This window comes from Pseudorhizobium tarimense, from assembly GCF_022968135.1.
GTDB classification, from domain to species: domain Bacteria; phylum Pseudomonadota; class Alphaproteobacteria; order Rhizobiales; family Rhizobiaceae; genus Neorhizobium; species Neorhizobium tarimense.
In genome coordinates, this window is the sequence record NZ_JALJRA010000014.1 from 99,425 (window position 1) to 123,303 (window position 23,879).

At 63.3% G+C, this 23,879-nt stretch carries 27 protein-coding genes, 1 pseudogene and 2 riboswitches; of the genes and pseudogenes, 17 read left to right on the plus strand and 11 right to left on the minus strand.

Annotated features, from left to right (window positions below; genetic code table 11):
• Positions 1-4: 4 nt before the first annotated feature.
• From trkA to MUU54_RS17400, 5 genes and pseudogenes are all read left to right on the plus strand, one after another.
• The gene (gene trkA, locus MUU54_RS17380; protein WP_247245284.1) at positions 5-1,381 is read left to right on the plus strand and encodes a Trk system potassium transporter TrkA; all 1,377 of its coding nucleotides are present in this window, start codon (positions 5-7) and stop codon (positions 1,379-1,381) included.
• A 23-nt stretch (positions 1,382-1,404) separates the two neighbouring features.
• Positions 1,405-2,262 (plus strand): annotated as a pseudogene (locus tag MUU54_RS17385) (D-amino-acid transaminase).
• 107 nt (positions 2,263-2,369) lie between these two features.
• Positions 2,370-2,612 carry an RNA chaperone Hfq gene (gene hfq, locus MUU54_RS17390; protein ID WP_037155370.1) on the plus strand — a complete coding sequence of 81 codons (243 nt, stop codon included), beginning with the start codon at positions 2,370-2,372 and terminating at the stop codon, positions 2,610-2,612.
• A 44-nt stretch (positions 2,613-2,656) separates the two neighbouring features.
• Entirely contained in the window at positions 2,657-4,030 is a 1,374-nt protein-coding gene (gene hflX / locus MUU54_RS17395; RefSeq protein WP_247245285.1) for a GTPase HflX, read from the plus strand.
• Between the two features lie 27 nt (positions 4,031-4,057).
• Complete coding sequence (locus MUU54_RS17400) at positions 4,058-4,645, plus strand: YdeI/OmpD-associated family protein (protein ID WP_247245286.1); 588 nt, start codon at positions 4,058-4,060, stop codon at positions 4,643-4,645.
• Positions 4,646-4,678: 33 nt separating this feature from the next.
• Here the strand turns inward: MUU54_RS17400 and MUU54_RS17405 are convergent, their stop codons facing one another.
• Complete coding sequence (locus tag MUU54_RS17405) at positions 4,679-5,428, minus strand: SDR family oxidoreductase (protein ID WP_247245287.1); 750 nt, start codon at positions 5,426-5,428, stop codon at positions 4,679-4,681.
• Positions 5,429-5,520: 92 nt separating this feature from the next.
• On the opposite strand from MUU54_RS17405, the gene MUU54_RS17410 reads away from it, so the two are divergent.
• Together MUU54_RS17410 and MUU54_RS17415 are read left to right on the plus strand one after the other, a co-directional pair.
• The gene (locus tag MUU54_RS17410) at positions 5,521-6,447 is read left to right on the plus strand and encodes an AraC family transcriptional regulator (RefSeq protein ID WP_247245288.1); all 927 of its coding nucleotides are present in this window, start codon (positions 5,521-5,523) and stop codon (positions 6,445-6,447) included.
• A gap of 74 nt (positions 6,448-6,521) precedes the next feature.
• A complete protein-coding gene (locus MUU54_RS17415; RefSeq protein ID WP_247245289.1) occupies positions 6,522-7,058 on the plus strand; it encodes a GNAT family N-acetyltransferase in 537 nt (178 codons plus the stop codon).
• 47 nt (positions 7,059-7,105) lie between these two features.
• Here MUU54_RS17415 and MUU54_RS17420 read toward each other — a convergent pair whose 3' ends face one another.
• The 3 genes from MUU54_RS17420 to MUU54_RS17430 all read right to left on the minus strand — a co-directional run bounded on the left by MUU54_RS17420 (position 7,106) and on the right by MUU54_RS17430 (position 9,127).
• Positions 7,106-7,420 (minus strand): helix-turn-helix transcriptional regulator, encoded by a 315-nt coding sequence (locus MUU54_RS17420; RefSeq protein WP_247245290.1) that lies wholly within the window; start codon positions 7,418-7,420, stop codon positions 7,106-7,108.
• 277 nt (positions 7,421-7,697) lie between these two features.
• On the minus strand, positions 7,698-8,525 hold the full coding sequence (gene mazG / locus MUU54_RS17425; RefSeq protein WP_247245291.1) for a nucleoside triphosphate pyrophosphohydrolase: 828 nt from the start codon (positions 8,523-8,525) through the stop codon (positions 7,698-7,700).
• Between the two features lie 23 nt (positions 8,526-8,548).
• Positions 8,549-9,127 carry a deaminase gene (locus MUU54_RS17430; protein ID WP_247245292.1) on the minus strand — a complete coding sequence of 193 codons (579 nt, stop codon included), beginning with the start codon at positions 9,125-9,127 and terminating at the stop codon, positions 8,549-8,551.
• A 193-nt stretch (positions 9,128-9,320) separates the two neighbouring features.
• Between MUU54_RS17430 and cysG the strand changes: the two genes are divergently transcribed.
• From cysG to MUU54_RS17470, 8 genes are all read left to right on the plus strand, one after another.
• Complete coding sequence (gene cysG, locus MUU54_RS17435) at positions 9,321-10,757, plus strand: siroheme synthase CysG (protein ID WP_247245293.1); 1,437 nt, start codon at positions 9,321-9,323, stop codon at positions 10,755-10,757.
• Positions 10,754-11,068, plus strand: coding sequence for a DUF2849 domain-containing protein (locus MUU54_RS17440; protein ID WP_247245294.1), 315 nt, complete (start codon positions 10,754-10,756; stop codon positions 11,066-11,068). Before cysG ends, MUU54_RS17440 begins: the two co-directional genes overlap by 4 nt.
• Positions 11,069-11,077: 9 nt before the next feature.
• The gene (locus MUU54_RS17445) at positions 11,078-12,748 is read left to right on the plus strand and encodes a nitrite/sulfite reductase (RefSeq protein WP_247245295.1); all 1,671 of its coding nucleotides are present in this window, start codon (positions 11,078-11,080) and stop codon (positions 12,746-12,748) included.
• Positions 12,749-12,759: 11 nt separating this feature from the next.
• Positions 12,760-13,278, plus strand: coding sequence for a DUF934 domain-containing protein (locus MUU54_RS17450; RefSeq protein WP_247245296.1), 519 nt, complete (start codon positions 12,760-12,762; stop codon positions 13,276-13,278).
• 125 nt (positions 13,279-13,403) lie between these two features.
• Positions 13,404-14,237, plus strand: coding sequence for a ferredoxin--NADP reductase (locus MUU54_RS17455; RefSeq protein ID WP_247245297.1), 834 nt, complete (start codon positions 13,404-13,406; stop codon positions 14,235-14,237).
• A gap of 506 nt (positions 14,238-14,743) precedes the next feature.
• On the plus strand, positions 14,744-15,163 hold the full coding sequence (locus tag MUU54_RS17460; protein ID WP_247245298.1) for a DUF4118 domain-containing protein: 420 nt from the start codon (positions 14,744-14,746) through the stop codon (positions 15,161-15,163).
• Between the two features lie 105 nt (positions 15,164-15,268).
• Entirely contained in the window at positions 15,269-15,529 is a 261-nt protein-coding gene (locus MUU54_RS17465; RefSeq protein ID WP_247245299.1) for a hypothetical protein, read from the plus strand.
• The gene (locus tag MUU54_RS17470; protein WP_247245300.1) at positions 15,530-15,670 is read left to right on the plus strand and encodes a hypothetical protein; all 141 of its coding nucleotides are present in this window, start codon (positions 15,530-15,532) and stop codon (positions 15,668-15,670) included.
• A 16-nt stretch (positions 15,671-15,686) separates the two neighbouring features.
• On the opposite strand, the gene MUU54_RS24620 is transcribed toward MUU54_RS17470, so the two are convergent.
• The 7 genes from MUU54_RS24620 to gcvT form a co-directional block, all read right to left on the minus strand.
• Positions 15,687-15,821, minus strand: a complete 135-nt coding sequence (locus MUU54_RS24620; protein ID WP_281433376.1) for a hypothetical protein — start codon at positions 15,819-15,821, stop codon at positions 15,687-15,689.
• A gap of 159 nt (positions 15,822-15,980) precedes the next feature.
• Complete coding sequence (locus tag MUU54_RS17475) at positions 15,981-16,178, minus strand: hypothetical protein (protein ID WP_247245301.1); 198 nt, start codon at positions 16,176-16,178, stop codon at positions 15,981-15,983.
• A 62-nt stretch (positions 16,179-16,240) separates the two neighbouring features.
• Complete coding sequence (gene rpsU / locus MUU54_RS17480; RefSeq protein ID WP_247245302.1) at positions 16,241-16,483, minus strand: 30S ribosomal protein S21; 243 nt, start codon at positions 16,481-16,483, stop codon at positions 16,241-16,243.
• 359 nt (positions 16,484-16,842) lie between these two features.
• On the minus strand, positions 16,843-17,340 hold the full coding sequence (locus MUU54_RS17485) for a PAS domain-containing protein (protein ID WP_247245303.1): 498 nt from the start codon (positions 17,338-17,340) through the stop codon (positions 16,843-16,845).
• Between the two features lie 322 nt (positions 17,341-17,662).
• Positions 17,663-20,527, minus strand: a complete 2,865-nt coding sequence (gene gcvP, locus MUU54_RS17490; protein WP_247245304.1) for an aminomethyl-transferring glycine dehydrogenase — start codon at positions 20,525-20,527, stop codon at positions 17,663-17,665.
• Positions 20,524-20,886, minus strand: a complete 363-nt coding sequence (gene gcvH, locus MUU54_RS17495; protein WP_247245305.1) for a glycine cleavage system protein GcvH — start codon at positions 20,884-20,886, stop codon at positions 20,524-20,526. The genes gcvP and gcvH overlap by 4 nt, the downstream gene beginning before the upstream one ends.
• 20 nt (positions 20,887-20,906) lie before the next feature.
• A complete protein-coding gene (gene gcvT / locus MUU54_RS17500) occupies positions 20,907-22,037 on the minus strand; it encodes a glycine cleavage system aminomethyltransferase GcvT (protein ID WP_247245306.1) in 1,131 nt (376 codons plus the stop codon).
• Between the two features lie 67 nt (positions 22,038-22,104).
• Positions 22,105-22,193, minus strand: a riboswitch (glycine riboswitch).
• Positions 22,194-22,281, minus strand: a riboswitch (glycine riboswitch).
• Positions 22,282-22,478: 197 nt separating this feature from the next.
• On the opposite strand from gcvT, the gene MUU54_RS17505 reads away from it, so the two are divergent.
• Both MUU54_RS17505 and MUU54_RS17510 read left to right on the plus strand, forming a co-directional pair.
• Complete coding sequence (locus MUU54_RS17505) at positions 22,479-22,823, plus strand: hypothetical protein (protein ID WP_247245307.1); 345 nt, start codon at positions 22,479-22,481, stop codon at positions 22,821-22,823.
• Between the two features lie 69 nt (positions 22,824-22,892).
• Entirely contained in the window at positions 22,893-23,861 is a 969-nt protein-coding gene (locus tag MUU54_RS17510) for a copper chaperone PCu(A)C domain-containing protein (protein WP_247245308.1), read from the plus strand.
• The last annotated feature ends 18 nt before the right edge of the window (positions 23,862-23,879 follow it).

Here is a 23,879-nt window from a genome sequence, read left to right on the forward strand (position 1 = left end):
AGGTATGAAAGTCATCATATGTGGCGCAGGGCAGGTGGGCTACGGTATCGCCGAGCGCCTGTCGCAGGAGGATAACGACGTTTCGGTGATCGATACGTCCGCTTCGCTCGTCAACGCCATCACGGAAACCCTCGATGTCCGCGGCTACGTCGGTCACGGTGCCCACCCCGACGTGCTGGCCAAGGCTGGCGCCGAGCAAGCGGACATGATCATCGCGGTGACGCTCTACGACGAGGTCAACATTGTCGCCTGCGAAGTTGCGCACGCCCTCTTCAACGTGCCGACCAAGATCGCCCGCATCCGCGCCCAGAGTTACCTGAAGCCGGAATATTCCGACCTTTTCAGCCGCCAGCACATGTCCATCGATGTGACGATCTCGCCCGAGATCGAGGTGGGCAAGATGGTGCTGCGGCGCATTTCCTTCCCCGGTGCCACCGACATCGTGCGCTTTGCCGAGGATTCGATTGCGATGGTGGCCATCGAGTGCATGGAGGACTGCCCGGTTCTCAACACGCCGCTGCAGCAGCTGAGCGAGCTCTTCCCCGATCTCATGGCGACGGTGGTCGGCATCTTCCGCGGCGGGCGGCTCTCCATCGCACATTCCGGCGATCAGCTGCATGCGGGTGACCTTGCCTACGTCATTTGCCAGCGCGAGCACGTGCGCCGCACGCTCGGACTCTTCGGTCACGAGGAGCAGGAGGCGCGCCGTATCATCATCGCAGGCGGCGGTAATATCGGCCACTACGTCGCGCGCACCATCGAAGACCTGCAGCCGAAGACCCGCCTCAAGATCATCGAAACGGATCGGGAAAAAGCGGCCGCGGTATCGGAACAGCTGCGCCACACGGTCGTCCTGCATGGCTCGGCGCTCGACCAGAACATCCTCCAGCAGGCCGACGTCCAGGACGCCGACCTGATGGTGACGCTGACCAACAGCGACCAGATCAACATCCTGGGCGCCGTCATGGCAAAGTCACTCGGCTGTAAGTCGAACCTCGTTCTCGTTAACAGCTCGTCGCTCAACAACGTCACCAAGACCGTCGGCATCGACGCCCAAATCAACCCGCGCGCCGTCACGATCTCGCGCGTGCTCCAGCATGTCCGCAAGGGCCGCATCCGCTCCGTTTATGCCGTTCAGCAGGGGTCTGCGGAAGTTATCGAGGCCGAGGCGCTGGAAACATCGCCGCTCGTCGGCAGACCCTTTCGCGAGCTCGACCTGCCCGACGGCATCCGCATCGGCGCGATCTACCGCGGCGGCACGGTTTTGCGACCAAGCGGCGACACGAAGATCAAGGCCAAGGACCGCGTGGTGCTATTTTCAACTGCCGAGGCGGTCAAGAATGTCGAGCAGATGTTCCGCGTTTCCATTCAGTATTTTTGAGCAGCGACCGGAAAGAGCCGTCCATGTCCAGAATTGCCGATGTCAACGGACGCTACGTCCCGCATGCTGATGCGGCAATCCAGATCGAGGACCGCGGCTTCCAGTTTGCCGACGGCGTCTACGAGGTCTGAGAAGTCCGGGCCGGCTTCATCATTGATCTGACCCGCCATCTCGACCGGCTCGACCGTTCGCTGCGCAAATTGCGGATCGCCCCTCCGATGGCACGGGCACCGCTGATCGCCGTCATCCGCGAGGTTCTGCGCCGCAACCGGGTGACAAACGGCATCTTCTATCTGCAGGTGACCCGCGAGACAGCCCGCCGCGACCATTTCTTCCCCTCTTCCGACACGCCGCCGACCCTGACGATCACCGCCAAGTCTGTGGACCCGGCGCCGATGCAGCGCAAGTGTCGCGACGGCATCCACCTAATCATCGTCCCCGAAAATCGTTGGGACCGGGTTGATATCAAGACGGTCGGCCTGCTCCCGAATGTTCTGGCGAAGCAGCAGGCGCGCGACTCCGGCGCCCAGGATGCGATCTTCATCGACCGCCATGGCAATGTCACCGAGTCGGCTTCTCGAACGTCTGGATCGTCAGCCGGGATGGGGCACTCGTCACTCGCCCTGCCGAGCACGGCATCCTGCAAGGCGTCACCCGTACCACGGTCCTGGACGTGGCGGCCAAGCTCGGCGTGGCGATGGAGGAGCGTGAGTTTTCGAAAGACGAGATGCTCGGTGCGCGCGAAGTTTTTTTGACGTCCGCCACGGGCAGCTGCGTTCCCGTTGTTGCCGTCGACGGGCAGCCGATCGCCAACACCCTGGATCCATGGGCTCAATATGAGGGGCGCCTTTTTGCACATTGCGGAAAAGACGACGATTTGATAACGAGGTTTTTGGGGGAGGGAAGCACGAGGGCGCTTCCCGGTCATCTCTGACAGCGTGATCATGATCCGGCGCCTTACGCCGGCAATATAGAAAGAAGCGGCGCTATGGCGGAACGTTCTCAGAACCTGCAGGACTTATTTCTCAATACGGTTCGCAAACAGAAGATTTCTCTGACTATCTTCCTGATCAACGGGGTGAAGCTGACGGGGGTCGTGACCTCCTTCGACAATTTCTGTGTGCTTCTACGCCGTGACGGCCATTCCCAACTGGTGTATAAGCACGCGATCTCGACCATCATGCCGGGCCAGCCGATGCAGATGTTCGAGAGCGAGGAAAACGCCGCTTAACAGGACAACTGCAGATTACAAATCGCGATACTTCGAATGAATCGATGATCCCTGAGACCGAGCGTCGACGGGACGATATGCGTGCCTTGGTGATCGTGCCGGTGCTCAAGCAGGCGCGCGCCCAGCGGGCTGCAGGGGCGGATGCCGCAGTGCCCGCGCCGCATCGCTCCGACGAGGCACGCTTGGAAGAGGCGACCGGGCTTGCCCGCGCGATCGACCTGACGATCGCTCAGGGGCTGATCGTCACCGTCTCCCAGCCGCGGCCTGCGACGCTGATCGGAACCGGCAAGATCGAGGAGATAAAGGCTCTGCTCGACGAGCACGATGCCGGCCTCGTCATCGTCGATCACCCGCTCACCCCGGTGCAGCAGCGCAACCTCGAGAAGGAATGGAACGCCAAGGTCATCGACCGCACGGGCCTCATTCTGGAAATCTTCGGCCGCCGCGCTTCTACCAAGGAGGGCACGCTGCAGGTCGATCTGGCGCATCTAAATTACCAGAAGGGCCGCCTCGTCCGCTCCTGGACCCACCTTGAACGCCAGCGCGGTGGCGCGGGATTCATGGGCGGTCCCGGCGAAACCCAGATCGAGGCCGACCGCCGGCTCCTACAGGAGCGCATCGTCAAGCTGGAGCGCGAACTCGAACAGGTCGTGCGCACCCGCCAGCTCCACCGCGCCAAGCGCCGCAAGGTCCCGCATCCGATCGTCGCCCTCGTCGGCTATACCAATGCCGGAAAATCGACGCTCTTCAACCGCATCACCGGCGCCGGCGTGCTGGCGGAAAACATGCTGTTTGCGACGCTCGACCCGACGCTGCGCCGCATGAAGCTGCCGCACGGCCGCACCGTCATCCTCTCTGATACGGTCGGCTTCATCTCCGACCTGCCGACGCACCTCGTCGCCGCCTTCCGCGCGACGCTCGAAGAGGTGCTCGAAGCGGACCTCATCCTGCACGTGCGCGACATGTCGGACCCGGACAATGGCGCCCAGTCCGCAGACGTCATGCGCATCCTCTCCGATCTGGGCATCGACGAGAAGGAGCGCGAGGAGCGCATCATCGAGGTCTGGAATAAGATTGACCGTCTGCCGCCCGAGCAGCATGATGCTCTGACCGAGCGCGCCGAGGGCCGCGACAACGTCATGGCCGTCTCCGCCGTAACGGGCGAGGGCATCGACCCACTGATGGTGGAGATTGCTAGACGGCTCTCCGGCGTTCTGACGGAAACCACGGTGACGATCCCCACCGAAAGGCTCTCGCTCGTCTCCTGGGTCTATGAAAATGCCGTCGTCGATGAGCGTCGGGATCTCGAGGACGGCTCGGTAGAACTCGATGTTCGCCTGTCGGAAAGCCAGGCGGCGGAACTGGAGCGCAAGCTCGGCAACGGCGCCAAGCCGGAAAAGGAAGACTGGGAGCGGTAGCGGGTCATTGGTTCGGAGGAGGCGGGGATGCAGCACGGCAGTGACGAGATCGAAGCCTTCTTCTCCGGGGCTGGATCTTGGCAGGCGGAACTCGGCGCCCTCCGCCGCATCCTGCTCCACTGCGGTCTGACCGAGGAGTTCAAGTGGAGCTCGCCCTGCTACACCGTTGACGGCGGCAATGTCGCGCTCCTCTGGGGCTTCAAGGACAGCGCCACACTCGGCTTCTTCAAGGGCATCCTGCTCAAGGATCCCGCAGGGCTTCTTGTCGCTCCCGGCGAGAATACGCGCTCCTCGCGAGTGATGCGATTCACGACGCTCGACCAGATCATCGAAGTCGAGCCGTCGATCCGGGACTATGTGCGCGAGGCGATCGAACTTGAGAGGGCGGGGGCCAAAGTGGACCTGCCGAAGGACGATCTGGCCTATCCCGAGGAACTCCTTGCGGCTCTGGAGGACGATCCCGAACTGCAGAGTGCTTTCGAAGCACTGACGCCCGGCCGCCGACGCGGTTACGTGCTCCACTTCTCACGGCCCAAGCAGCCGGCGACGCGCCAATCGCGCATCGCCCGCAGCCGCGACCGGATCCTGGCCGGCAAGGGGATGCACGACCGGTAGGCAAGGCAGCCCGCCCTGCCGCCATAAGATGCCTTACCCGGAAAGCGCCACCGCATCGGCGCCCGCCGGAATTCGCATGGGCGAGGCCGGATCGGTCGCGGCCTGCCAGACCGCCGCTACCACATCGGCCGGATGTGTAACCGGTGCATCCGCTTGCTGCTCTCGGGCGCGGAAGATACCGGCGACGAAGTCGGAATATGGCTCGGGAAAGCCGCCTTGCCCCTGCAATCGCGTCCGCGCTGTGTCACCAAAGCTTGTTTGCGGTGCACGGCCCGGCAAGACCAGCCGCACCCTGACGTTGAACGGCTCAAGCTCCAGTGCTGCCGATTCGGTCAGCGCGTTTACGGCCGCCTTGCTTGCAGTATAGGCCGGCAGGAGCGGCAGCGGCTTTAGCGTCACGCTGGACGAGACGTTGACGATCACGCCCTCGCGGCGCTCGCGAAACTGCGGCAGCACCGCCTGCATCATGGCGATGGTGCCGAAGATGTTGGTTTCGAAAAGATCCCGCACGGTCTCCATCGGCGTGCCTTCCAGGACGTTCATCCAGCCGATGCCGGCATTGTTGACGAGGACATCGATCGGGCCCGCCGCTTCGACGGCCGCACGGATGTTCTCGGCATCGCGAACGTCGAGCGCCAGAACCGTAAGATTGCTGGAGGAGGGGAGGATGTCACTGCGCGGCGAGCGCATCGTCGCCACCGCGCGCCAGCCCTTGTCGAGGAAGAACTTCGCGATTTCCAAACCGAAGCCGGATGAGCAGCCGGTTATAAGAACGGTTTTCATACCTGTCTCCATGTTTACGTCATGGGATTATGGACCTGCTTTTAGGGATCATCTATAATAGCAAGTCGCAATAGCGTTATCACGAGTATCGTTTGACGGATCCTCTCGCCCAGATCGTCGAAGTTCTTGCTCCCGTCGCCCCGCTGTCGAAAGTCGTCAGCGGCTCTGGCCCCTGGCGCGTCGATCGCTTCGAGCGCGGCGATCCCTTCTATTGCGTGGTGCTGGAAGGCGGCGCGCGCCTGTCCGTGCACGATCGTCCGTCGATCGTCTTGGAGGAGGGAGACTTCGTCCTGATCCCTGCTGCCTTCGCCTTCAGCACGACAAGCGTGGCCGAGCCCCACCCCAGCGATGAGACGCAGTGGGCCATCACCATGCTCGAAGGAGAAACGCGGCACGGCGATCCGCACGGTCCTGCGGATGTCCGCATGCTGATCGGCCACTTCGTCTTCGGCTCCCCGGACAGGGAACCGCTCGTCTCGCTCCTGCCGCAGCTCCTGCACATCCGCGGAGAAAGGCGGCTATCGATGCTGGTGCGACTGATCACAGAGGAAGCGCGGACGGGCCGACCGGCGCGGGAGATGATCCTGGCCCGCCTGCTCGAGGTCCTGCTTGTGGAAGCGCTGCGCTCGGCGACAGCGGAAGCCGCACCACAAGGCATCATGCGGGCGCTTACCGATCCGCGGCTGGCACTCGCCATCCGGCGCTTGCATCAGGATCCGGCCCGGCCCTGGACCGTCGAACAGATGGCCGAGGAAGCAGCCCTTTCTCGCTCCGCCTTCTTCAACCGCTTCCGGCAGAAGCTGGGTGTTACGCCGATGGAATATCTGACTTCCTGGCGCATGGCGCTGGCGAAGAACCTGCTGCGCTCAAGGCAGGCTGGCCTGCAGGAGATTGCCGAGCAAATCGGCTACGGCTCCGCCAGCGCCTTCAGCACGGCCTTCACCAGGCTGGTCGGCATACCGCCATCCCGCTATGCAGAGCAGGCGGCCGCAATCGGTCAACCCCTGGTAGCCGCCTGAGCTTTGGACGGCGATGGCGCGGATCTGCGGGTGATGCCGCGCAAACAGTCGAAACACTCATGGAGGCAGCTTACGTGACGAAGAGGTTGATCCGCCTCGCCCAATCCGAAGAGGCCGAACGACTTTCCGCCGTCGAGCGATCGGCGGCGCAGGCCTTTCTGCACTGGCCGCCTTTTGCCTGGCTTGCCCAATTTGAAGGGCAGGCCATTGAACGGCATCTGGAACTGATGCGTGCCGGGACCAACTGGCTTGCGACCGATGATGATGAAATCGTCGGTTTCCTCAGCGCCGAAGCAATCGACCGTGAGCTTCACATCTGGGAGCTGTCTGTTGCATTGGATCATCAGCGCCTCGGGTGGGGAAGCGCCCTGCTGCGCCATGCGTTGCAGGCGGCTCAGGCCCGCGGCCTAGAGGCGGTGACTTTGACCACTTTCCGTAATGTCCCATGGAATGGGCCGTTCTACGAGCGCTTCGGGTTCCGCTACCTGACGCCGGAGGATGTTGGCAGGCGGTTGATCGAGATCCTCCTCAACGAGGCCGAACATGGCCTGCCTCCTGGGGAGCGCTGCGCCATGCGGCTTTCGCTAGGGGAGCCGGCATCTGCGCGATAGCGCTCCCCGGCCGGCGAGGGGTCGCGGCAGGATTTGCAGGTCGGAGATCATGCTTCGGCCTCTCTCGCGGTTTCTGCCTCGGTCGATCTTACACCCGCGCCTGCGTTGCAAGGCGCATCAACTCCGACTGCCCCCCGTGTCCCCGTCTTGACAAAGATGTTGCCGAGGTGGGTTTTCGCAGTTGTCAACGCGACACGCTGGGACTGCGCCGCTTCTGCGCGCGTCTTTCCCGCCAGTAACTCCCGCAGCATCCGGCTTTCCGCATCCGTCAGGCCAAAGGCGGAGGCGAGGGAATCGCTGCGCTGCGCCTCGTCATTGGCCGCGCCGAGAAAGACCGCCGCAACGGCGCCGGGATAGGGCAATTTGCGAATCCCTGAGGGAGACAGCGGCAACACATGTGCGAGTATGGGTGCGGCGGCGGCGTGGTGCAGGGCTGTCGCGATCCCCGCCGAAGAGGCGACGAAACCGTCGCTGCGTGCCTTCCTGATGGCCTCTCGCAGATCGCGCCTTGCTGATGCCGCGGTCGCTGCGGATCCTGTCGGCCGCTACCCTAGGCGTCCTCGCTGTGGCAAATCTTTATCCTTGGAGCTGGGCCGCGAGCGCGCCAGTCTTCGCCCCTTCATCCTGAAAGGCGCGATTTCAGCGGCGCTCCCCCAGCTTCGCCGCCTGCCAAAGCTCCTCCATCCGCTCCAGCGTCGCAGCTTCGAGCGTCTCGCCCGATTTCTGAAGTTCCGTCTCGATGTGCCTGAACCGACGCCGGAACTTCGTGTTCGTGCCGCGCAGGGCATCCTCCGGATCGGCATCGACATGGCGGCCGATGTTGACGAGGGCGAAGATGAGGTCGCCGAGCTCGTCCTTCATTTTGTCCTTCTGTCCACCGCGCAGCGCCTCGCGCAATTCGCCGATCTCCTCCTCGATCTTGTCGAGGATGGGCTCTGCTTCCGACCAGTCGAAGCCGACCTTGGCCGCCCGCTGCTGCAGCTTCAGCGCCTCCGTCAGCGCCGGTTGGCTGCGCTGCACGCTGCCGAGGAAGCCCGCCTTGAAGTCTCCGGTGATCCCGCGTCGCGCCCGTCGCTCTGCGCGCTCCCGCTTTTCCTCCGCCTTGATCTCGTCCCACTGGATCTTGACCGCATCGGGCGTGTCGGCGTCGGAGACGGCGAAGACATGCGGGTGGCGGCGGATCATCTTCCGCGTCACCGCATGAACGACATCCCCAAAGGAAAACTCACCGGCTTCGTCGGCCATCTGCGCGTGATAGACCACCTGCAGAAGCAGGTCGCCTAATTCCTCGCACAGATCATCGAGATCGTTTCGCTCGATAGCATCGGCCACCTCGTAGGCCTCTTCGATCGTGTAGGGCTTGATGGTCTCGAAGTTCTGAACGATGTCCCAGGGGCAGCCCGTCTTCGGGTCGCGCAGCGCCTTCATGATCTCGATCAGGCGGGAAATGTCTTGTGAAGCTTCCATGGGGTTTTTCGTCCTGACGGGATTTAGCGGAGCGGGATCGCGTTGCCGGATTTGCCGGCCTGATAGGTGCCGGAGAGCCGGTCATAGGCGGCGCGGATCTTTACCGACTGCTCCAGCAGGGCCGTGCGCTTCGGCTCCTCCTCCACCGCGACGAGCTCCGCGATCGAATGGGAATGCCAGAAGGTGTTCTGCCGACGGTAGCCACCCGGCGGGAGCCCGAAGACCTCGTTGAGGATCTTCAGGTCATGCGGAATGGCGAAGGCGTCGCGGGAATCCTCGTGGCTGAAGAAGTAGTAGAAGTTGTCGAAGCCCGCCCAGGTGATCGCCGACATGCACATGGTGCAGGGTTCGTGGGTGGAGAGGAAGATCAGCTCCTTCGTGTCCGGCTTCTCGCCGAGCTCGTAAAAGCGCTTCAGCGCATGCACTTCACCGTGCCAGAGCGGGTTCTCCAGCTCGTTGTTGGTCTCGGCAATGACCAGCGACAGGTCCGGCTTGCGCAGGATCGCCGCCCCGAACACCTTGTTGCCGGCCGTAACGCCCGCTTCCGTCAGCGGCAGGATGTCGTGTTCGATCACGTCGAGCAGGCGAGGGGCAAGCGTCATGAGGCGGAAGTCCTTTGGGAGTTGCTGCCGGACCGGCAATGGTCGCGGGCGGAGGGTTGCTCCGGTCGCTTTTACTCAAGAATGCCGGCCGACGAGAACAGAAATGTTCGCCTTCCGACGAACTCGCATAACAGTTTCTTCTGTCGGATGGACTGATGCATGATATTGGGCAGCCAAGCTCGGAAAGGCCTCCATGACCACCAACCGCCTGACAACCTTCCCCGCCTTCTTCCGCGTCAGCGGCAAGAGCGTTGCCGTCTTCGGCAATGGCGACGAAGCGTTCGCCAAGGTCCGGTTGCTGCGCAACACGGATGCGATGATCATCGCCTATGCCGATGAACCGGAGCCTGGCTACCGCGACTATCTGGCGGCAAACGAGATCGAGGTCGTCGCCGCTTCGTTTTCGGCGGAACAGGTCGAAGGTGCAGCGCTCGTCTTCGCCGCGACCGGCGACGAACATCAGGATCAGACGATCGTTGCTGCGGCTCGTGCCGCTCGAATCCCGGCCAATGCCGTCGATCAGCCGGACTATTGCGACTTCCTCACTCCCGCGCTGGTGAACCGTGCGCCAGTGGCGGTTGCCATCGGCACGGAGGGTGCTAGTCCCGTGCTGGCGCAGATGATCCGTGCCCGAGTCGACCAGATGCTGTCGCCGTCGCTTGGGCGGCTTGCTTCGCTTGCCGTCAACTACCGGATCGCCGTCGAACACCTGATCCCCAAGGGCGTGTCGCGTCGCATCTTCTGGCGTCGTTTCTTTACCGGCGCCGTTGCCGACAGCGTCGAGGCGGGGGATTTGTCCGCTGCCCGTTGTGCGGCGAAGGTTCTTTTGTCCGCCTCCGGCCGGGCCGCAGGCCATGTCTGGCTGGTCGGCGCTGGGCCGGGCGCGGAAGATCTTCTCACGCTGCGGGCCCAGCGCGTGCTGATGGAAGCCGACGTAATCGTCTATGATGCGCTGGTGCCGCAGGCGATCGTCGACATGGGACGTCGTGACGCTGAGCGCCTTTCCGTCGGCAAGCGCAAGAACTGTCACTCCAAGTCGCAAGGCGAGATCAATCGTCTGCTGGTGCGGCTCGGGCAGGAAGGCAAGCGCGTGGTGCGCCTGAAATCCGGCGATCCGCTGGTCTATGGCCGGGCGGGCGAGGAAATGGCGGCGCTGCGCGAAGCCGGGATCTCCTACGAGATCGTGCCGGGCATCACCTCGGCCTTTGCCGCCGCCGCCGACTTCGACCTGCCGCTGACGCTGCGCGGTGTCGCCTCCTCGCTGATCTTTACCACCGGGCACGACCTGACGGGCGACGTTCTGCCGGATTGGGCAAGGCTTGCCGTTTCCGGCGCCACCATCGCCGTCTATATGGGCCGCACGGTTGCGGCTTCGGTTTCCGGTCGCCTGATGGATGCCGGCCTTTCGCCGGACACCACCGTGGCCGTGGTGGAAAATGCCAGCCGCGCCGACCGCCGTCTCTTTCACGGCATCCTCAGCGAGCTGCCGGATCTGGAAGGGCGCGCGGATCTAGCGGGGCCCGTGATGGTGATCATCGGCGAGGCTGTCGCCGGCGCAAATTTCGAACGATCCGAGCCGCTGTCCGCGAAGGGTGCCTTGGCTCGGCAGGGAGTGGGAATTGAACGATGACTGACAAGGTGCTGACCGCCAACCGCCTGAGCGACGGCATTGCCGTGTGGCTGGACGCCAACGGCCAATGGGTGGAGAGCCTGCAGGACGCGCTCGTTGCGCGCCATGCCGAGGCTGTCGCCTCGCTGGAAGCGATCGGCAAGCGAGACTTCGCCGCCAATCGCGTCGTGGACGTCAACGTCATCGACGTTCAGGAGGTCGAGGGCAAGCTTTGGCCGATCCGCTTGCGCGAGCGCATCCGCGCCGCCGGCCCCACTATGGAATACGCCGCCGGCTACCGGCCGGCCGATGCCGCCTTTATCGCAGTCTGAGGAAGTCTCATGTACCGCTATGACGAATTCGACCATGCCTTCGTGTCGAGCCGCGTGGAGCAATTCCGCAATCAGGTCGAGCGACGCCTGTCCGGCGAACTCGCCGAGGATGTCTTCAAGCCGCTCAGGCTAATGAACGGCGTTTATCTGCAGCTGCACGCCTACATGCTGCGGATCGCCATTCCCTATGGCACGCTGAACGGGCGGCAGATGCGAATGCTGGCCCACATCGCCCGCAAGTACGACCGCGGCTACGGGCACTTCACCACGCGCCAGAACATCCAGTTCAACTGGCCGAAGCTCTCCGACACGCCGGACATTCTGGCCGAACTTGCGACCGTCGAGATGCATGCGCTGCAGACCTCCGGCAACTGCATCCGCAACGTCACCGCAGACCACTTTGCCGGTGCTGCCGCCGACGAGGTGGCCGATCCGCGACCTTACGCGGAGATCCTGCGCCAGTGGTCGTCGGTCCACCCCGAGTTTTCCTACCTGCCGCGCAAATTCAAGATTGCCGTGACCGGCGCCGAGCGCGACCGGGCTGCGATCCAGGTCCACGACATCGGCCTGCATCTGAAGAAGGACGAACAAGGTCGTCTCGGCTTTGCCGTCTATGTCGGCGGCGGGCAGGGGCGTACTCCGCTGGTGGCGAAGAAGATCCGCGACTTCCTGCCGGAAGAGGATCTCTTGACCTACACTACCGCAATCATGCGCGTGTATAACCTCCATGGCCGGCGCGACAACAAGTTCAAGGCGCGCATCAAGATCCTCGTCCACGAGACGGGCGTCGAGGAATTGACCCGCCAGGTGGAGGAAGAGTTCTCCCACCTCAAGGGCACGGAGCTGACGCTGCCGCAGGCCGACATCGATGCGATCACCCGATACTTCGCCCCGCCGGCCCTGCCGGAGCGGGCGGAAGGCTGGGCACAGCTCGCCGGCTGGAAGAAGCAGGATGCGGACTTCGCCCGCTGGGTGGACCAGAATGTGCAGCCGCACAAGCATCCCGACTACGGCATGGTGACGATCTCGTTGAAGCCGATCGGCGGCATTCCCGGGGATGCGAACCACGAGCAGATGGATGCGGTCGCCGACATCGCCGAGGAATATGCTTTCGACGAGATCCGCATCAGCCACGAGCAGAACGTCGTGCTGCCGCATGTGGCGCTGGCCGACCTCGAGCCGCTGTACCGGGCGCTGGTGGCGCAGAACCTTGCGACCGCCAATGCCGGCCTGATCACCGACATCATTGCCTGTCCTGGGCTCGACTATTGCGCACTGGCGAACGCCCGCTCGATCCCTGTAGCGCAAGAGATCTCCACCCGCTTCGGCTCGCCCGAGCGGCAGGCGGAAATCGGTGAGTTGAAGATCAAGATCTCCGGCTGCATAAACGCTTGCGGCCACCACCATGTCGGCCATATCGGCCTGCTCGGCGTCGAGAAGAAGGGCGCGGAGCTCTACCAGATCACGCTCGGTGGTTCGGCGGACGAGAACACCTCGATCGGCGAGATCATCGGCCGCGGCTTCGAGCCGGAAAAGGTAACGGACGCGGTGGAAAAGATCGTCGACATCTATCTTAGCCTTCGCCTCTCCAAGGAGGAGATCTTCCTCGAAACCTATCGTCGCGTCGGGCCGCAGCCGTTCAAGGACGCGCTCTACGGTTCGGCGGCGGAAGCCGCATAGGGGAGGGTGCAATGACAAGGATCTGGAGAGAAACCGGCTTCGTCGAGAACGACCCATGGGTGATCGAGACGGAGGACGCACCGGCGACGGGCGAGCAGAAGCCGCTGCTGACCCTCGACCAGCTGATCGAGAAGGCCGATGCCAGCAATGATGTCGGGCTTGGCGTGCTGGTGCGGCCCGCCGACGACGTGCGGCGGCTCGAACCCTACCTCTACCGCCTGGAGATCGTGGCGCTGCAGTTCCCCGCCTTCAACGACGGCCGGGCCTTCAGCCACGCCTCGCTCCTGCGTGAACGTCTCAACTACAGACAAGAGCTGCGCGCCGTCGGCGATGTGCTGATCGACCAGATCCCGCTGATGCTGCGGGTCGGGATCGACAGCTTCGCGGTCACCAATGAGACGGCGCTGAAGCGTCTGGCGGAAGGCCGGCTGCCGGGGATCGCCGAGCATTACCAGCCGGCGGCGCGCGACGCGGCCAAGGGCCCTGCCTACAGCTGGCGGCGCCGTTCGCTCGCCCCGAGCGAGGTGTAAGCGGACTCTGCCGCACATATTTTCCCCGGCCACCCGCGGCATATGCACGCGGATGCCTTCAAATGCGGGTACGGATGGTATATTTCGCTCCGCAGGACAAAAGACGCAAGCGAAACGGAAGTCGCATGAACGCTCCAGCCAAGACGGATGACTTTGCCCCCCAGGCCGCCACCAAGCCGGCGATCCCGGATGGCGTCTATGGCGAGACGGTGCTGGCGGTCGAGCATTACACCGATCACCTGTTCCGCTTCCGCATGACGCGCCCGGCCGGCTTCCGCTTCCGCTCCGGCGAGTTCGCCATGATCGGCTTGATGGTCGGAGAAAAGCCGATCTACCGCGCCTATTCGATCGCCAGCCCGTCTTGGGACGAGGAGCTGGAATTCTTCTCGATCAAGGTGCCGGACGGCCCGCTCACCTCGCATCTGCAGAAGATCAAGGTCGGCGACACCGTGCTGATGCGCAAGAAGCCGACCGGAACGCTGGTGCTCGATGCGCTGACGCCGGCTAAACGTCTCTACATGTTCTCCACCGGCACCGGGATCGCGCCCTTTGCCGGCCTGATTCGCGACCCGGAGACCTATGAGAAGTTTGACGAGGTCATCCTCACCCATACCTGCCGCGAGGTAGCGGAGCTAAAATACGGCTTCGACCTCATGGAAGAGATCCGCGAGCACGAGCTCCTCTCGGAGATCATCGGCACCAAGCTGAAGCATTACCCGACCGTGACCCGCGACCCGTCCTATCCCAACCAAGGGCGCATCACTGACCTGATCGAGACCGGCAAGCTCTTCACCGACCTCGGCGTGCCGCCGCTCGATGCAACGACCGACCGCGGCATGATCTGCGGCTCGACGGCCATGCTGAAGGACACCAAGGCGCTGCTCGAAGCCGCCGGCCTCACCGAGGGCGCCAACAACAAACCCGCCGAATTCGTTATCGAACGGGCATTTGTAGGGTGAGGCGTTGTCGGGCGAAATGCGCCCGACAAAACGCTCCAGTGCCATGATGCCGTTGATCTTCAGCGGCAGCGTCCAATCTGGCGGCTGGCTCAGCCGGTGCAGCCACCGCCGGCCGGCGACGCCCGTGGCGGATCCCGCAACAGCAGACAGACCGCAAGACACACTCCTCCCTTGGCGACCCAAGGTTTTGGCTCCTCGGGGCAAGGGCGAGGATGACGGCCGGGTTGGGCAGGCCGTATAGCCTCCTTGCAGATGGACGCGTACCACCCTGTCTAATCCGCCGATTTCAGATGCTGTTTTTGTAGACGGATTTTTCGCCGTCACCTCGTGCCGCCGATTACCGGGCGGAAAGATGCGGGACGGCACTATCGCAGAGGAGAGCTCGCAAGTTCGCGGCCGAAGCGAGGCCGGCGGCGCCCTTCCGTTCGCGCGAACCCGTCTGCTGTCACGTCTTCCCGACTTTCATGGTCCCACCGCGTCGGGTGTCGTTGGTTCAGGCGGCGGCCGTGGCGGTCCGGGGACTGGCGCTCTTGGCGCGCTTCGCCGCCGATCCCTATCTGCCGCCCGGCTTTCCTTATCTGACCTTCTTCCCAGCCATCATCATCACCGGCTTCGTATTCGGCATCTATCCGGCGCTCACCTGCGCGATTCTGTGCGGCACGTCGGCCTGGTACTGGTTCATCCCGCCCTTCAACAGTTTCGTCGTCGATGGTCAGACCGTAACGGCGCTCCTCTTCTTCCTGGTGGTGGTGGGGATCAATCTCGGGCTGCCGCAACTGGCGCTTTCCGCCTATGCTTCCCAGGTTCGGGCCCGTGACGAACTTACGCGGGCGCATGAGATGCAGCAGGTGGTGTCGCAGGAGTTCGATCACCGGATCAAGAACCTGCTGGCAACGGTTTCCGGCCTGATCTCACTGTCGCAGTAATATCGAGACGCCGGCGGAACTGGCGGGGCAGCTGCGGCAGCGGATCGGGGCGATGGGCAATTCGATCGTCATGCTGCGCGACAGCCTGCATGCGGCGAAGCGCACATGCAGGCAACCGTTTTCGCCGCGCTGGAGCCACTTGGTGTGTTGAACGGCGGGCGCGTTGACGCGAACGGGCAGAAGGTGGTGCTCAATTCCTCGGCGCTGATGGCGATCAACCTCATTCTCCACGAGGTTGGCACGAATGCGGTGAAGTACGGCGCTCTGTCGAAGGAGCGTGGCCGGATCACCATCCAGTGGGCGCTCCTGGCGGACGAAGGAAGCGACATGCTGCATCTGGACTGGCGGGAAGAGGGCGGGCCCTAGGTGGCGGCACCGTCGCGCACTGGCTTCGGCACCGAACTTGCGGGGCGGATGAGTGCGAGCCTGGGCGGCGTCTGCGAGTTCGTCGCGCCGGAAGGGCTTGCCGTGCGGGTGGCGATGAAAACGGATCAGGCGACGGTCTGAGGTCTTGCGGGCAAGATCAGGACAAGATCCAGGAAATGCCACCGCCGAGAATGGCGAACACGGCCACGAGAGCCACAAATCGGCCGGTGCCGGACTGGGAATCGGTGTCGAAGAGCTTGTCCCAGAGCCCGTTCCTGTCGTGGTTGTCCATCCTGCATCTCCTGGCGTTCCTGCTGTCTCCCGAATAACCGGTTGAAGGGAGGAGTCAATGGCTGTCGCCCGGAGAGGCGGGTCTGGTGGCAGATGAGTTCAGCGAGGTTCAGGAAGCGCAACACAGGGTGACGAGACGTTCTTCGCCCATCTGCCGCACTCAGCGCTTGGTCTTGCGCGTCTTCACCGGCTCGGGCGCCGGCTGAGCGAGGCGAAGAGCCTTCAACCGCTCCGTCTTCTTTTCACGTGCGATCGTTTCGGCATCCAGGATGTCGCGGACGACGGTATTGGTTTGCTCCGCCTTGGCCTGTGCGGACATCTTTGCCGGCTTGAAGAATTCTTCCTTGGTGGCGGTCATGACATGCTCCTTTGGCATGAAACAAAAAACGCGGCCGCCAGGGCCGCGTTGAAACTTTGGCGTCAGCGGCTGCGGCCGACAACCTTCTTCTTGGGGGCGGGCAACAAGCCTTCGCGCTGCATCTTCTTGCGGGCGAGCTTACGTGCGCGCCGAATGCCCTCGGCCTTTTCACGGGCGCGCTTTTCAGAGGGCTTCTCGTATGCAGTACGAGAACGGATTTCGCGGAAGAGACCTTCGCGCTGCATCTTCTTCTTCAAGACGCGAAGCGCCTGGTCGACATTGTTGTCCCTAACGAGTACCTGCAAAAATAACTCCTTTCCGGCCAAAGGCCGTACAGACTGGGTGATCGCCTCCAGATCGATGAAGGGTCGTGACATAAATCCGCTGCCGCGACCCGGCTGCGGCCGAATGAAATCGGCTCAAGTGATGCGACGTTCCGTGCCACGGCAAACCGTCGCGGTGCGACTCGTGCGGTCGTGCTCCTGAAGGAAGACCAAAAAGCCTGGGGCTGGCGGCAGGAGTCACGGGCGACGCTTACATCCCTAACATAGAGCAATTGGCTGCGAGGGCAAGGCTAAGCAGCCAAACGGGGGACACGTAAACCCGCCTTTCCGAAGAACAACTCGGCAATCCACCGGAAATGCTGGATGCCTGCACGACCGTCTCAGACCGAGGCCTGCTGTTCTGCGGCGGAATGAGCATGCAAGGATCCCGACAGACGGAATGTCACCCCCTCCGGAGCGTATTCCGGTTCGGCCTCCCGTCGAAACAGGAGGCAACGAATCGAGGCGGAAACCACGGCATTGGTGACCGCCATCGTGTTCTTGACACGGTGCAGGAGTTCCCGCCGCAGAATCTCTTCCGTCTCCTTCGCCCGCACCGTCTCGGTGGTTTCGACGACCGTGTTGAACATGCCCGCGACCTTGCCCTCGTCATCACGCAGCGGGCTATAGCAGAAGGTAAAATACGCCTGCTCGTCATAGCCGTTGCGGTTAATCACAAGCGGGTAGTTCTCGATGAAGGTGGATTCGCCGGCATAGGCGGAGTTGGCGATCGGTCCGATCTTGCCCCACGCTTCGGCCCAGACCTCGGCGAAGGAACGGCCGATCACCGACGGCTTTCCGCCGAGGATTCGATTATGGCCTTCAGAGAGATCGGCCATGCGGACTGCGGCCCAAGGATGTCCGGGACCAGTCAAAGGTGTCTACGATGTGGCTCACCTGGCCGCTGCCCCGTGGAAGGCTTGATACTTGCACTTAGCCCCCTAGCAGATCCGTCGCCAGTTCCGTCTCGACGGCAACCTCATGACCCGTCGGTTTCATTGACAGGGAAACTTCCTTACAGAAAAGTCTGAATATGAGAATTATTAGAAGTTACGTCGCGCAACGTCTGCCAGATGAATGGTCGCAACGTGACGAAGGCAGCCATGTCGGAGGAGACGGGGCCGGCCAGCTCATTTCGCTTCCGGCAGGCCCCGCTCAGTGTCATTCGGCGGCTTCGGCGTATTCGCTCATCGGCGGGCAGGTGCAGACGAGGTTGCGGTCGCCATAGACGTTGTCGATGCGGTTGACCGGCGACCAGTATTTGTCGACGCGGAAGGAGCCAGGCGGGAAGCACGCCTGTTCGCGGCTATAAGGGCGGTCCCAGTCTCCGACGAGGTCTTCCACCGTATGCGGGGCGTTCTTCAGCGGGTTGTTCGCCTTGTCCATTCGACCGTCCTCGATGGCACGGGCTTCCTCGCGGATGGTCAGCATGGCATCGCAGAAGCGGTCGATTTCCGCCTTCGTCTCTGATTCCGTCGGCTCGATCATCAGAGTGCCGGCGACCGGCCAGCTCATGGTCGGGGCGTGGAAACCGCAGTCGATGAGACGCTTGGCGACGTCATCAACCGTGACGCCCGCCGAGACATTGAGCGGCCGGGTGTCGATGATGCATTCATGCGCCACGCGACCGTTCGCCGACTTGTAGAGCACGTCATACGCGCCCTTTAGCCGTGCCGCGATGTAGTTGGCGTTGAGGATCGCCACCTTGGTCGCCTGGGTGAGGCCTTCGCCGCCCATCATCAGGCAGTAGGACCAGGAGATCGGCAGGATCGACGGCGAGCCAAAAGGAGCGGCCGACACCGCACCCTCACGCCCGTCCTGCTCCGGATGACCAGGCAGGTAAGGGGCGAGATGCGTCTTGACGCCGATCGGCCCCATGCCCGGACCGCCGCCGCCGTGTGGGATGCAGAAGGTCTTGTGCAGGTTGAGGTGGGAGACGTCCGAGCCGATGTCGCCGGGCCGTGACAGGCCGACCATGGCGTTCATGTTGGCACCATCGAGATAAACCTGGCCGCCGTGACGGTGGGTGATCTCGCAGATCTCCTTGACCGTTTCCTCAAAGACCCCGTGGGTCGAGGGATAGGTGATCATGCAGGCCGACAGGTTTGCGGCGTGCTGTTCGGCCTTTGCGCGGAAGTCGTCGAGGTCGACGTCGCCGTTTTCCTTGGCCTTCACCGGCACGACCTTCATGCCGACCATCTGCGCCGACGCCGGATTGGTGCCATGCGCGGAAGTCGGGATGAGGCAGACGTCGCGATGCGTGTCACCATGGGCAATGTGGTAGTTGCGGATCGTCAGGAGCCCCGCATATTCACCCTGCGCACCGGAATTCGGTTGCATGGAGAAGGCGTCATAGCCGGTGATCTGGCAGAGCTTGGCGGACAGGTCGTCGATCATCTCTCGGTAGCCCTGCGCCTGGTCGGCCGGCACAAAGGGATGGATGTCGGAGAATTCCGGCCAGGTGATCGGCAGCATTTCCGCCGTCGCATTGAGCTTCATCGTGCAGGAGCCGAGCGGGATCATCGCCCGGTCGAGCGCCAGATCGCGATCCGACAGGCGGCGGATGTAGCGGGTCATCTCGCTTTCCGCGCGGTTCATGTGGAAGATCGGATGCGTCATGTAGGCCGACTTGCGCAGCAGCTCCTGCGGCAGGCGGTAGTCGACGTCGAAGTCAGAGACCTTGAAGCTGCCGCCGAAGGCGCGCCAGACGGCTTCCAGCGTTGCGGGCCGCGTGCGCTCGTCGAGCGATATGCCGATCTTCGTCGCGCCAACCTTGCGCAGATTGACGCCTTCCGCGACGGCGGCCCGCAGGATCAGCGCCTGCATGTGCCCGACCTCGACGGTGATGGTGTCGAAGAAGCTGTCGGGCTCGATGGCGTAGCCGAGCTTCTCCAGACCCTTGGCCATCAGCACGGCCTTCTTGTGGACCTGCTGGGCGATCGCCTTCAACCCGTCTGGTCCATGGAAGACGCCGTACATGGAGGCCATCACGGCGAGCAGGACCTGCGCGGTGCAGATGTTCGACGTCGCCTTTTCGCGGCGGATGTGCTGCTCGCGGGTCTGGAGCGAAAGACGATAAGCGCGGTTGCCGCGTGCGTCGACGGAAACGCCGACGAGGCGACCGGGCATGGCGCGCTTATGGGCATCCTTGACCGCCATATAGGCAGCGTGCGGGCCGCCATAGCCGACCGGAACACCGAAGCGCTGTGAAGAGCCGATGGCGATATCCGCACCCATTTCGCCGGGGGACTTGAGGAGCGTGAGTGCAAAAAGGTCGGCGGCGACGGCCGCAACGGCACCGGTCTGGTGCAGGCGGGCGATCAGGCCAGTGAAGTCAAGCACATGGCCATGGGTGCCCGGATACTGGAAGATCGCGCCGAACACGTCGAGCGGATCGAGATCGGTCATCGGATCGCCGACAATCACGCTCCACCCGAGTGGTGCGGCTCGCGTCTCGATCAGCGCGATCGTCTGCGGGTGGCATTCCCTGTCGACGAAGAAGGCGGTCGCCTTCGACTTCGCCTGGCGCTGGCAGAGCGCCATGGCTTCGGCGGCGGCGGTTGCCTCGTCGAGCAGCGAGGCATTGGCGACGTCGAGGCCGGTGAGGTCCGAGATCATCGTCTGAAAGTTGAGGAGGGCCTCGAGGCGGCCCTGGGAGATCTCCGGCTGGTAGGGCGTGTAGGCCGTGTACCAGGCCGGGTTCTCCAGGATGTTGCGCTGGATCACCGGCGGCGTGATGGTGCCGTAGTAGCCCTGGCCGATCAGCGAGGTCAGCACCTGGTTCTTGTTTGCCGTTTCACGCAGTTTGTCGAGCGCTTCCCGCTCGGTCAGCGCCGCGCCCCAGGCAAGCGGCTCCGTCTGACGAATGGAGACAGGCACCGTGGCGTCGATCATTGCATCGAGCGAGGGATAGCCGATGACCTTCAGCATCTCCGCCATTTCAGAGGGCGAGGGACCGATATGGCGCCGGTTGGCGAAGTCGTAGGGCTGGTAGTCGGTGAAGTGGAAATCGGTGCTGTCGTTCATCCGATCAGGTCCTTGTAGGCCGATTCATCAAGCAGGGCATCCGCATCGGACGGGTTCTTGAGCTTCAGCTTGAAGAACCAGGCAGCGCCCTGGGGATCTGAGTTCACGAGCGAGGGGTCGTCTACGATCGCCTGGTTGACCTCGGTCACCTCGCCATCCAGCGGCGCGTAGACGTCGGATGCGGCCTTGACCGATTCAACGGTAGCGGCATTGCCGTCCTTGGTCAGCTCGGCGCCGACTTCCGGCAGTTCGATGAAAACGAGATCGCCCAACTGCTCGGCGGCATGGGTGGTGATGCCGACGGTTGCGACATCGCCCTCGAGCTTCAGCCATTCGTGTTCGGCGGTGAATTTCAGCATGGTTCTCTCCGGAGAATTTTTTAGCGTTTGTAGGTGGGCTTGATGAAGGGCAGTGCGGTCACGGTGAGCGGCAGGTACTTGCCGCGCAACTCGGCGAAGACGCGGGTGCCGGGCTCGGCGAGCGAGGCGGGGACATAGCCCATGGCGACCGGACCCTCGACCGTCGGACCAAAGGTACCGGAGGTGACTTCACCGATCGGTGACTCGGGCGAATCCTCGGCATAGAGTACTGCGTGGGCACGCACCGGCGCCTTGCCTTCCGGCTTCAGCCCGATGCGGCGGCGAACCGGACCTGTGGCGAAATCCTCCGCGATGCGGCCTGCACCGGGATAGCCGCCGGCGCGCTCGCCGCCCGGGCGCCGCACCTTTTGCATGGCCCATTCCAACGAGGCCTCGACCGGCGTGGTGGTGGTGTCGATGTCGTTGCCATAGAGGCAGAGGCCGGCCTCCAGCCGGAGGGAGTCGCGCGCGCCGAGACCGATCGGCTCGCACTCCGGATGCGCCAGCAGCACCTTTGCGAGTTCTTCCGCCTTGTCCGCAGGGACGGAAATCTCGAAGCCGTCCTCGCCCGAATAGCCGGAGCGGGAAATGATGCAGTCGGCGCCGCGGATGAAGGCGTCGCGCACGTCCATGAACTTCATCTCGGCAGCGGCGGCCCAGAGGGAGGCGAGAACACGTTCGGCCGCCGGGCCCTGGAGGGCGAGAAGCGCCCGGTCTTCGAGCAGCGTCACCTCGCAGCCAGCAAGATGCGCCTTCATATGCGCGACGTCCTGCTCCTTGCAGGCAGCATTGACGACGACCAGCAGGTGACCGCCGCGGTTGGTGATCATCAGGTCGTCGAGAATGCCGCCGTTCTCGGCAGTAAAGAAGCCGTAGCGCTGGCGGCCGGGCTTGAGTCCAAGGACGTCGACCGGGACCAGCGTCTCCAGCGCCCGAGCTGCGTCCTCGTAGGATGCACCGAGAACGATGACCTGGCCCATGTGGGAGACGTCGAAGAGACCGGCGGCAGCGCGTGTCTGCAGGTGCTCCTTCATCACGCCCATCGGATACTGCACGGGCATGTCGTAGCCGGCGAAGGGAACCATTTTTGCGCCAAGCGACAGGTGCAGAGCGTGCAACGGGGTCTGCTTGAGGGTGGGGGAGTGGTCCAAGAATAACCTCCAGGCTGCGCAATAGAGACGCATAAGCTCATTTGACGGCGCAATTGCGCCCGGTTCATGAGCCCCCTCTGTCCTTGTCGCCTGAGATTGTTATCCCTTCGGCGTGCATCGCCCTTGTCGGCAATGCCTCTCTCCAGAGTCCTGTTAGGCCGTGCGCTGGTCCTTTTGCCTGAGAGTTTCCGGGGCGGTTGCTCCTTCGGCACCGCAATGACGCGGCTTCTCCCAACGAACGTGCCGCCCATTATCCGTGGGACCCATTCCTTGGCAAGGGTCAAATGTCGCTGCCAGCAAGAATCTTATCGCTCACTCCAAGTGCTTGATGCGGCGCAAGGAAGCAGCCGAGGAGAATTGCTCTTTGCATGGCCGTGGGATAAGCCACGCAGACGCTTTTGGAACCCGACAATGATCACCAGACCGTGGACATGGAGAAAGATGCTGCACACCCTGTGTGCACTGATGATCCTGTCGCTCGGCCTCGGCCATCAGCCGGTTCAGGCGGCGGTACCGCTTGAAGCCTTCAGCGAGCAGTATCGGCTGCCGGACGGCACCTTTGCCGACATCTGCGCGGTCGGGCACGACGATCACGACCATGGCATCCATCCCACCTGCGAAGTCTGCAGGCTCGCGGCCTCCGTCGCGCTGCCGACGCCGGCGGGCGATGTCGGCCTGCCCCTCGACCGTGTCTTCCTGAACAATCCGCTCCGCATTGCATCGCTTACGCTCGGTTTCACGGCGCTTGCACGGCCGACGTCACGCGGCCCGCCCCAGACGATCTGATTCTGGTCATCCAATCAGCAATTGATCCCGGCGCAGGCGAAAGGCCACGACCGGATGGGGATAAACATTATGAAGACGACCAAGATTCTTGCGCTTTCCGCCGCGATGACGACCTCTGCCGCGAGCTCAGCCTTTGCGCATGCCACCTTCACCGAATCGACCGTCACCGCCGACAGCTATGTAGTGATGTCGCTGCAGGTGCCGCACGGCTGCGACGGCAAGGCCACCACCGAAGTCCGCATGGAGCTGCCGGAAGGCTTCGTTTTCGCCAAGCCGCAGCCAAAGCCCGGCTGGGAGCTCGAGATCGTCAAGGGCGAATACAAGAACTCCTACGACAATAACGGCACGACGGTCACCAGCGGGCCGATCGAAATCCGCTGGAAGGGCGGCGAACTGCCTGACGAGTACTACGACACCTTTGGGGTGCGCGGAAAGATTTCTGGCATCGCCGACGGTACGGTGCTGGCTTTCCCCGCAACGCAAATGTGTGGAGCAGACGCCAGCGTCGCATGGACAGACATCGCAGCACCGGGGACCAATCCTCATTCGCTGGTAAGCCCGGCCCCGACGGTGACGGTTGTCGCACAGGAGGCTTCAGGACACGACGCGATGCACGCGCATGATGCCGCCGCGACACCCTCTAAGGTTGGCTATCTTGAACTGGACGGCGCCTATGTTCGCGCCATGCTGCCGGGCCAGCCGGTTGGTGGCGGCTTCGTCACCATCAAGAACACCGGGGGCGAGGATGATCGATTGGTCTCTGCCGCGTCGCCCGCTGCCGGTGCCGTGGAGCTGCACGAGATGGCGATGCAGGGCGAGGTGATGCGGATGCGCAAGCTGGAAGACGGCATCCCGGTCCCGGCAGGCGAGACCGTAGAGCTGACGTCCGGCGGCCTGCACATGATGTTCATGCAGGTGAAGACGCCGTTCAAGGAGGGCGACAGCGTGCCCGTCACGCTGACGTTCGAGAAGGCAGGCAGCGTCGACCTGACGCTGCCGGTCAAGAGTGCTGCACCGAGCGGGCACTCGCACAACTGATCGCGGGCCGCGGCATGC

Excerpts from the sequence above, each read along its gene's own strand:
- trkA (WP_247245284.1), top strand. The coding sequence starts at position 5 with ATGAAAGTCATCATATGTGGCGCAGGGCAGGTGGGCTACGGTATCGCC.
- hfq (WP_037155370.1), top strand. The coding sequence starts at position 2,370 with ATGGCGGAACGTTCTCAGAACCTGCAGGACTTATTTCTCAATACGGTT.
- hflX (WP_247245285.1), top strand. The coding sequence starts at position 2,657 with ATGATCCCTGAGACCGAGCGTCGACGGGACGATATGCGTGCCTTGGTG.
- MUU54_RS17400 (WP_247245286.1), top strand. The coding sequence starts at position 4,058 with ATGCAGCACGGCAGTGACGAGATCGAAGCCTTCTTCTCCGGGGCTGGA.
- MUU54_RS17405 (WP_247245287.1), bottom strand. The coding sequence starts at position 5,428 with ATGAAAACCGTTCTTATAACCGGCTGCTCATCCGGCTTCGGTTTGGAA.
- mazG (WP_247245291.1), bottom strand. The coding sequence starts at position 8,525 with ATGGAAGCTTCACAAGACATTTCCCGCCTGATCGAGATCATGAAGGCG.
- MUU54_RS17430 (WP_247245292.1), bottom strand. The coding sequence starts at position 9,127 with ATGACGCTTGCCCCTCGCCTGCTCGACGTGATCGAACACGACATCCTG.
- cysG (WP_247245293.1), top strand. The coding sequence starts at position 9,321 with ATGACCACCAACCGCCTGACAACCTTCCCCGCCTTCTTCCGCGTCAGC.
- MUU54_RS17440 (WP_247245294.1), top strand. The coding sequence starts at position 10,754 with ATGACTGACAAGGTGCTGACCGCCAACCGCCTGAGCGACGGCATTGCC.
- MUU54_RS17445 (WP_247245295.1), top strand. The coding sequence starts at position 11,078 with ATGTACCGCTATGACGAATTCGACCATGCCTTCGTGTCGAGCCGCGTG.
- MUU54_RS17450 (WP_247245296.1), top strand. The coding sequence starts at position 12,760 with ATGACAAGGATCTGGAGAGAAACCGGCTTCGTCGAGAACGACCCATGG.
- MUU54_RS17455 (WP_247245297.1), top strand. The coding sequence starts at position 13,404 with ATGAACGCTCCAGCCAAGACGGATGACTTTGCCCCCCAGGCCGCCACC.
- MUU54_RS17465 (WP_247245299.1), top strand. The coding sequence starts at position 15,269 with ATGCAGGCAACCGTTTTCGCCGCGCTGGAGCCACTTGGTGTGTTGAAC.
- MUU54_RS24620 (WP_281433376.1), bottom strand. The coding sequence starts at position 15,821 with ATGGACAACCACGACAGGAACGGGCTCTGGGACAAGCTCTTCGACACC.
- MUU54_RS17475 (WP_247245301.1), bottom strand. The coding sequence starts at position 16,178 with ATGACCGCCACCAAGGAAGAATTCTTCAAGCCGGCAAAGATGTCCGCA.
- MUU54_RS17485 (WP_247245303.1), bottom strand. The coding sequence starts at position 17,340 with ATGGCCGATCTCTCTGAAGGCCATAATCGAATCCTCGGCGGAAAGCCG.
- gcvP (WP_247245304.1), bottom strand. The coding sequence starts at position 20,527 with ATGAACGACAGCACCGATTTCCACTTCACCGACTACCAGCCCTACGAC.
- gcvH (WP_247245305.1), bottom strand. The coding sequence starts at position 20,886 with ATGCTGAAATTCACCGCCGAACACGAATGGCTGAAGCTCGAGGGCGAT.
- MUU54_RS17505 (WP_247245307.1), top strand. The coding sequence starts at position 22,479 with ATGCTGCACACCCTGTGTGCACTGATGATCCTGTCGCTCGGCCTCGGC.
- MUU54_RS17510 (WP_247245308.1), top strand. The coding sequence starts at position 22,893 with ATGAAGACGACCAAGATTCTTGCGCTTTCCGCCGCGATGACGACCTCT.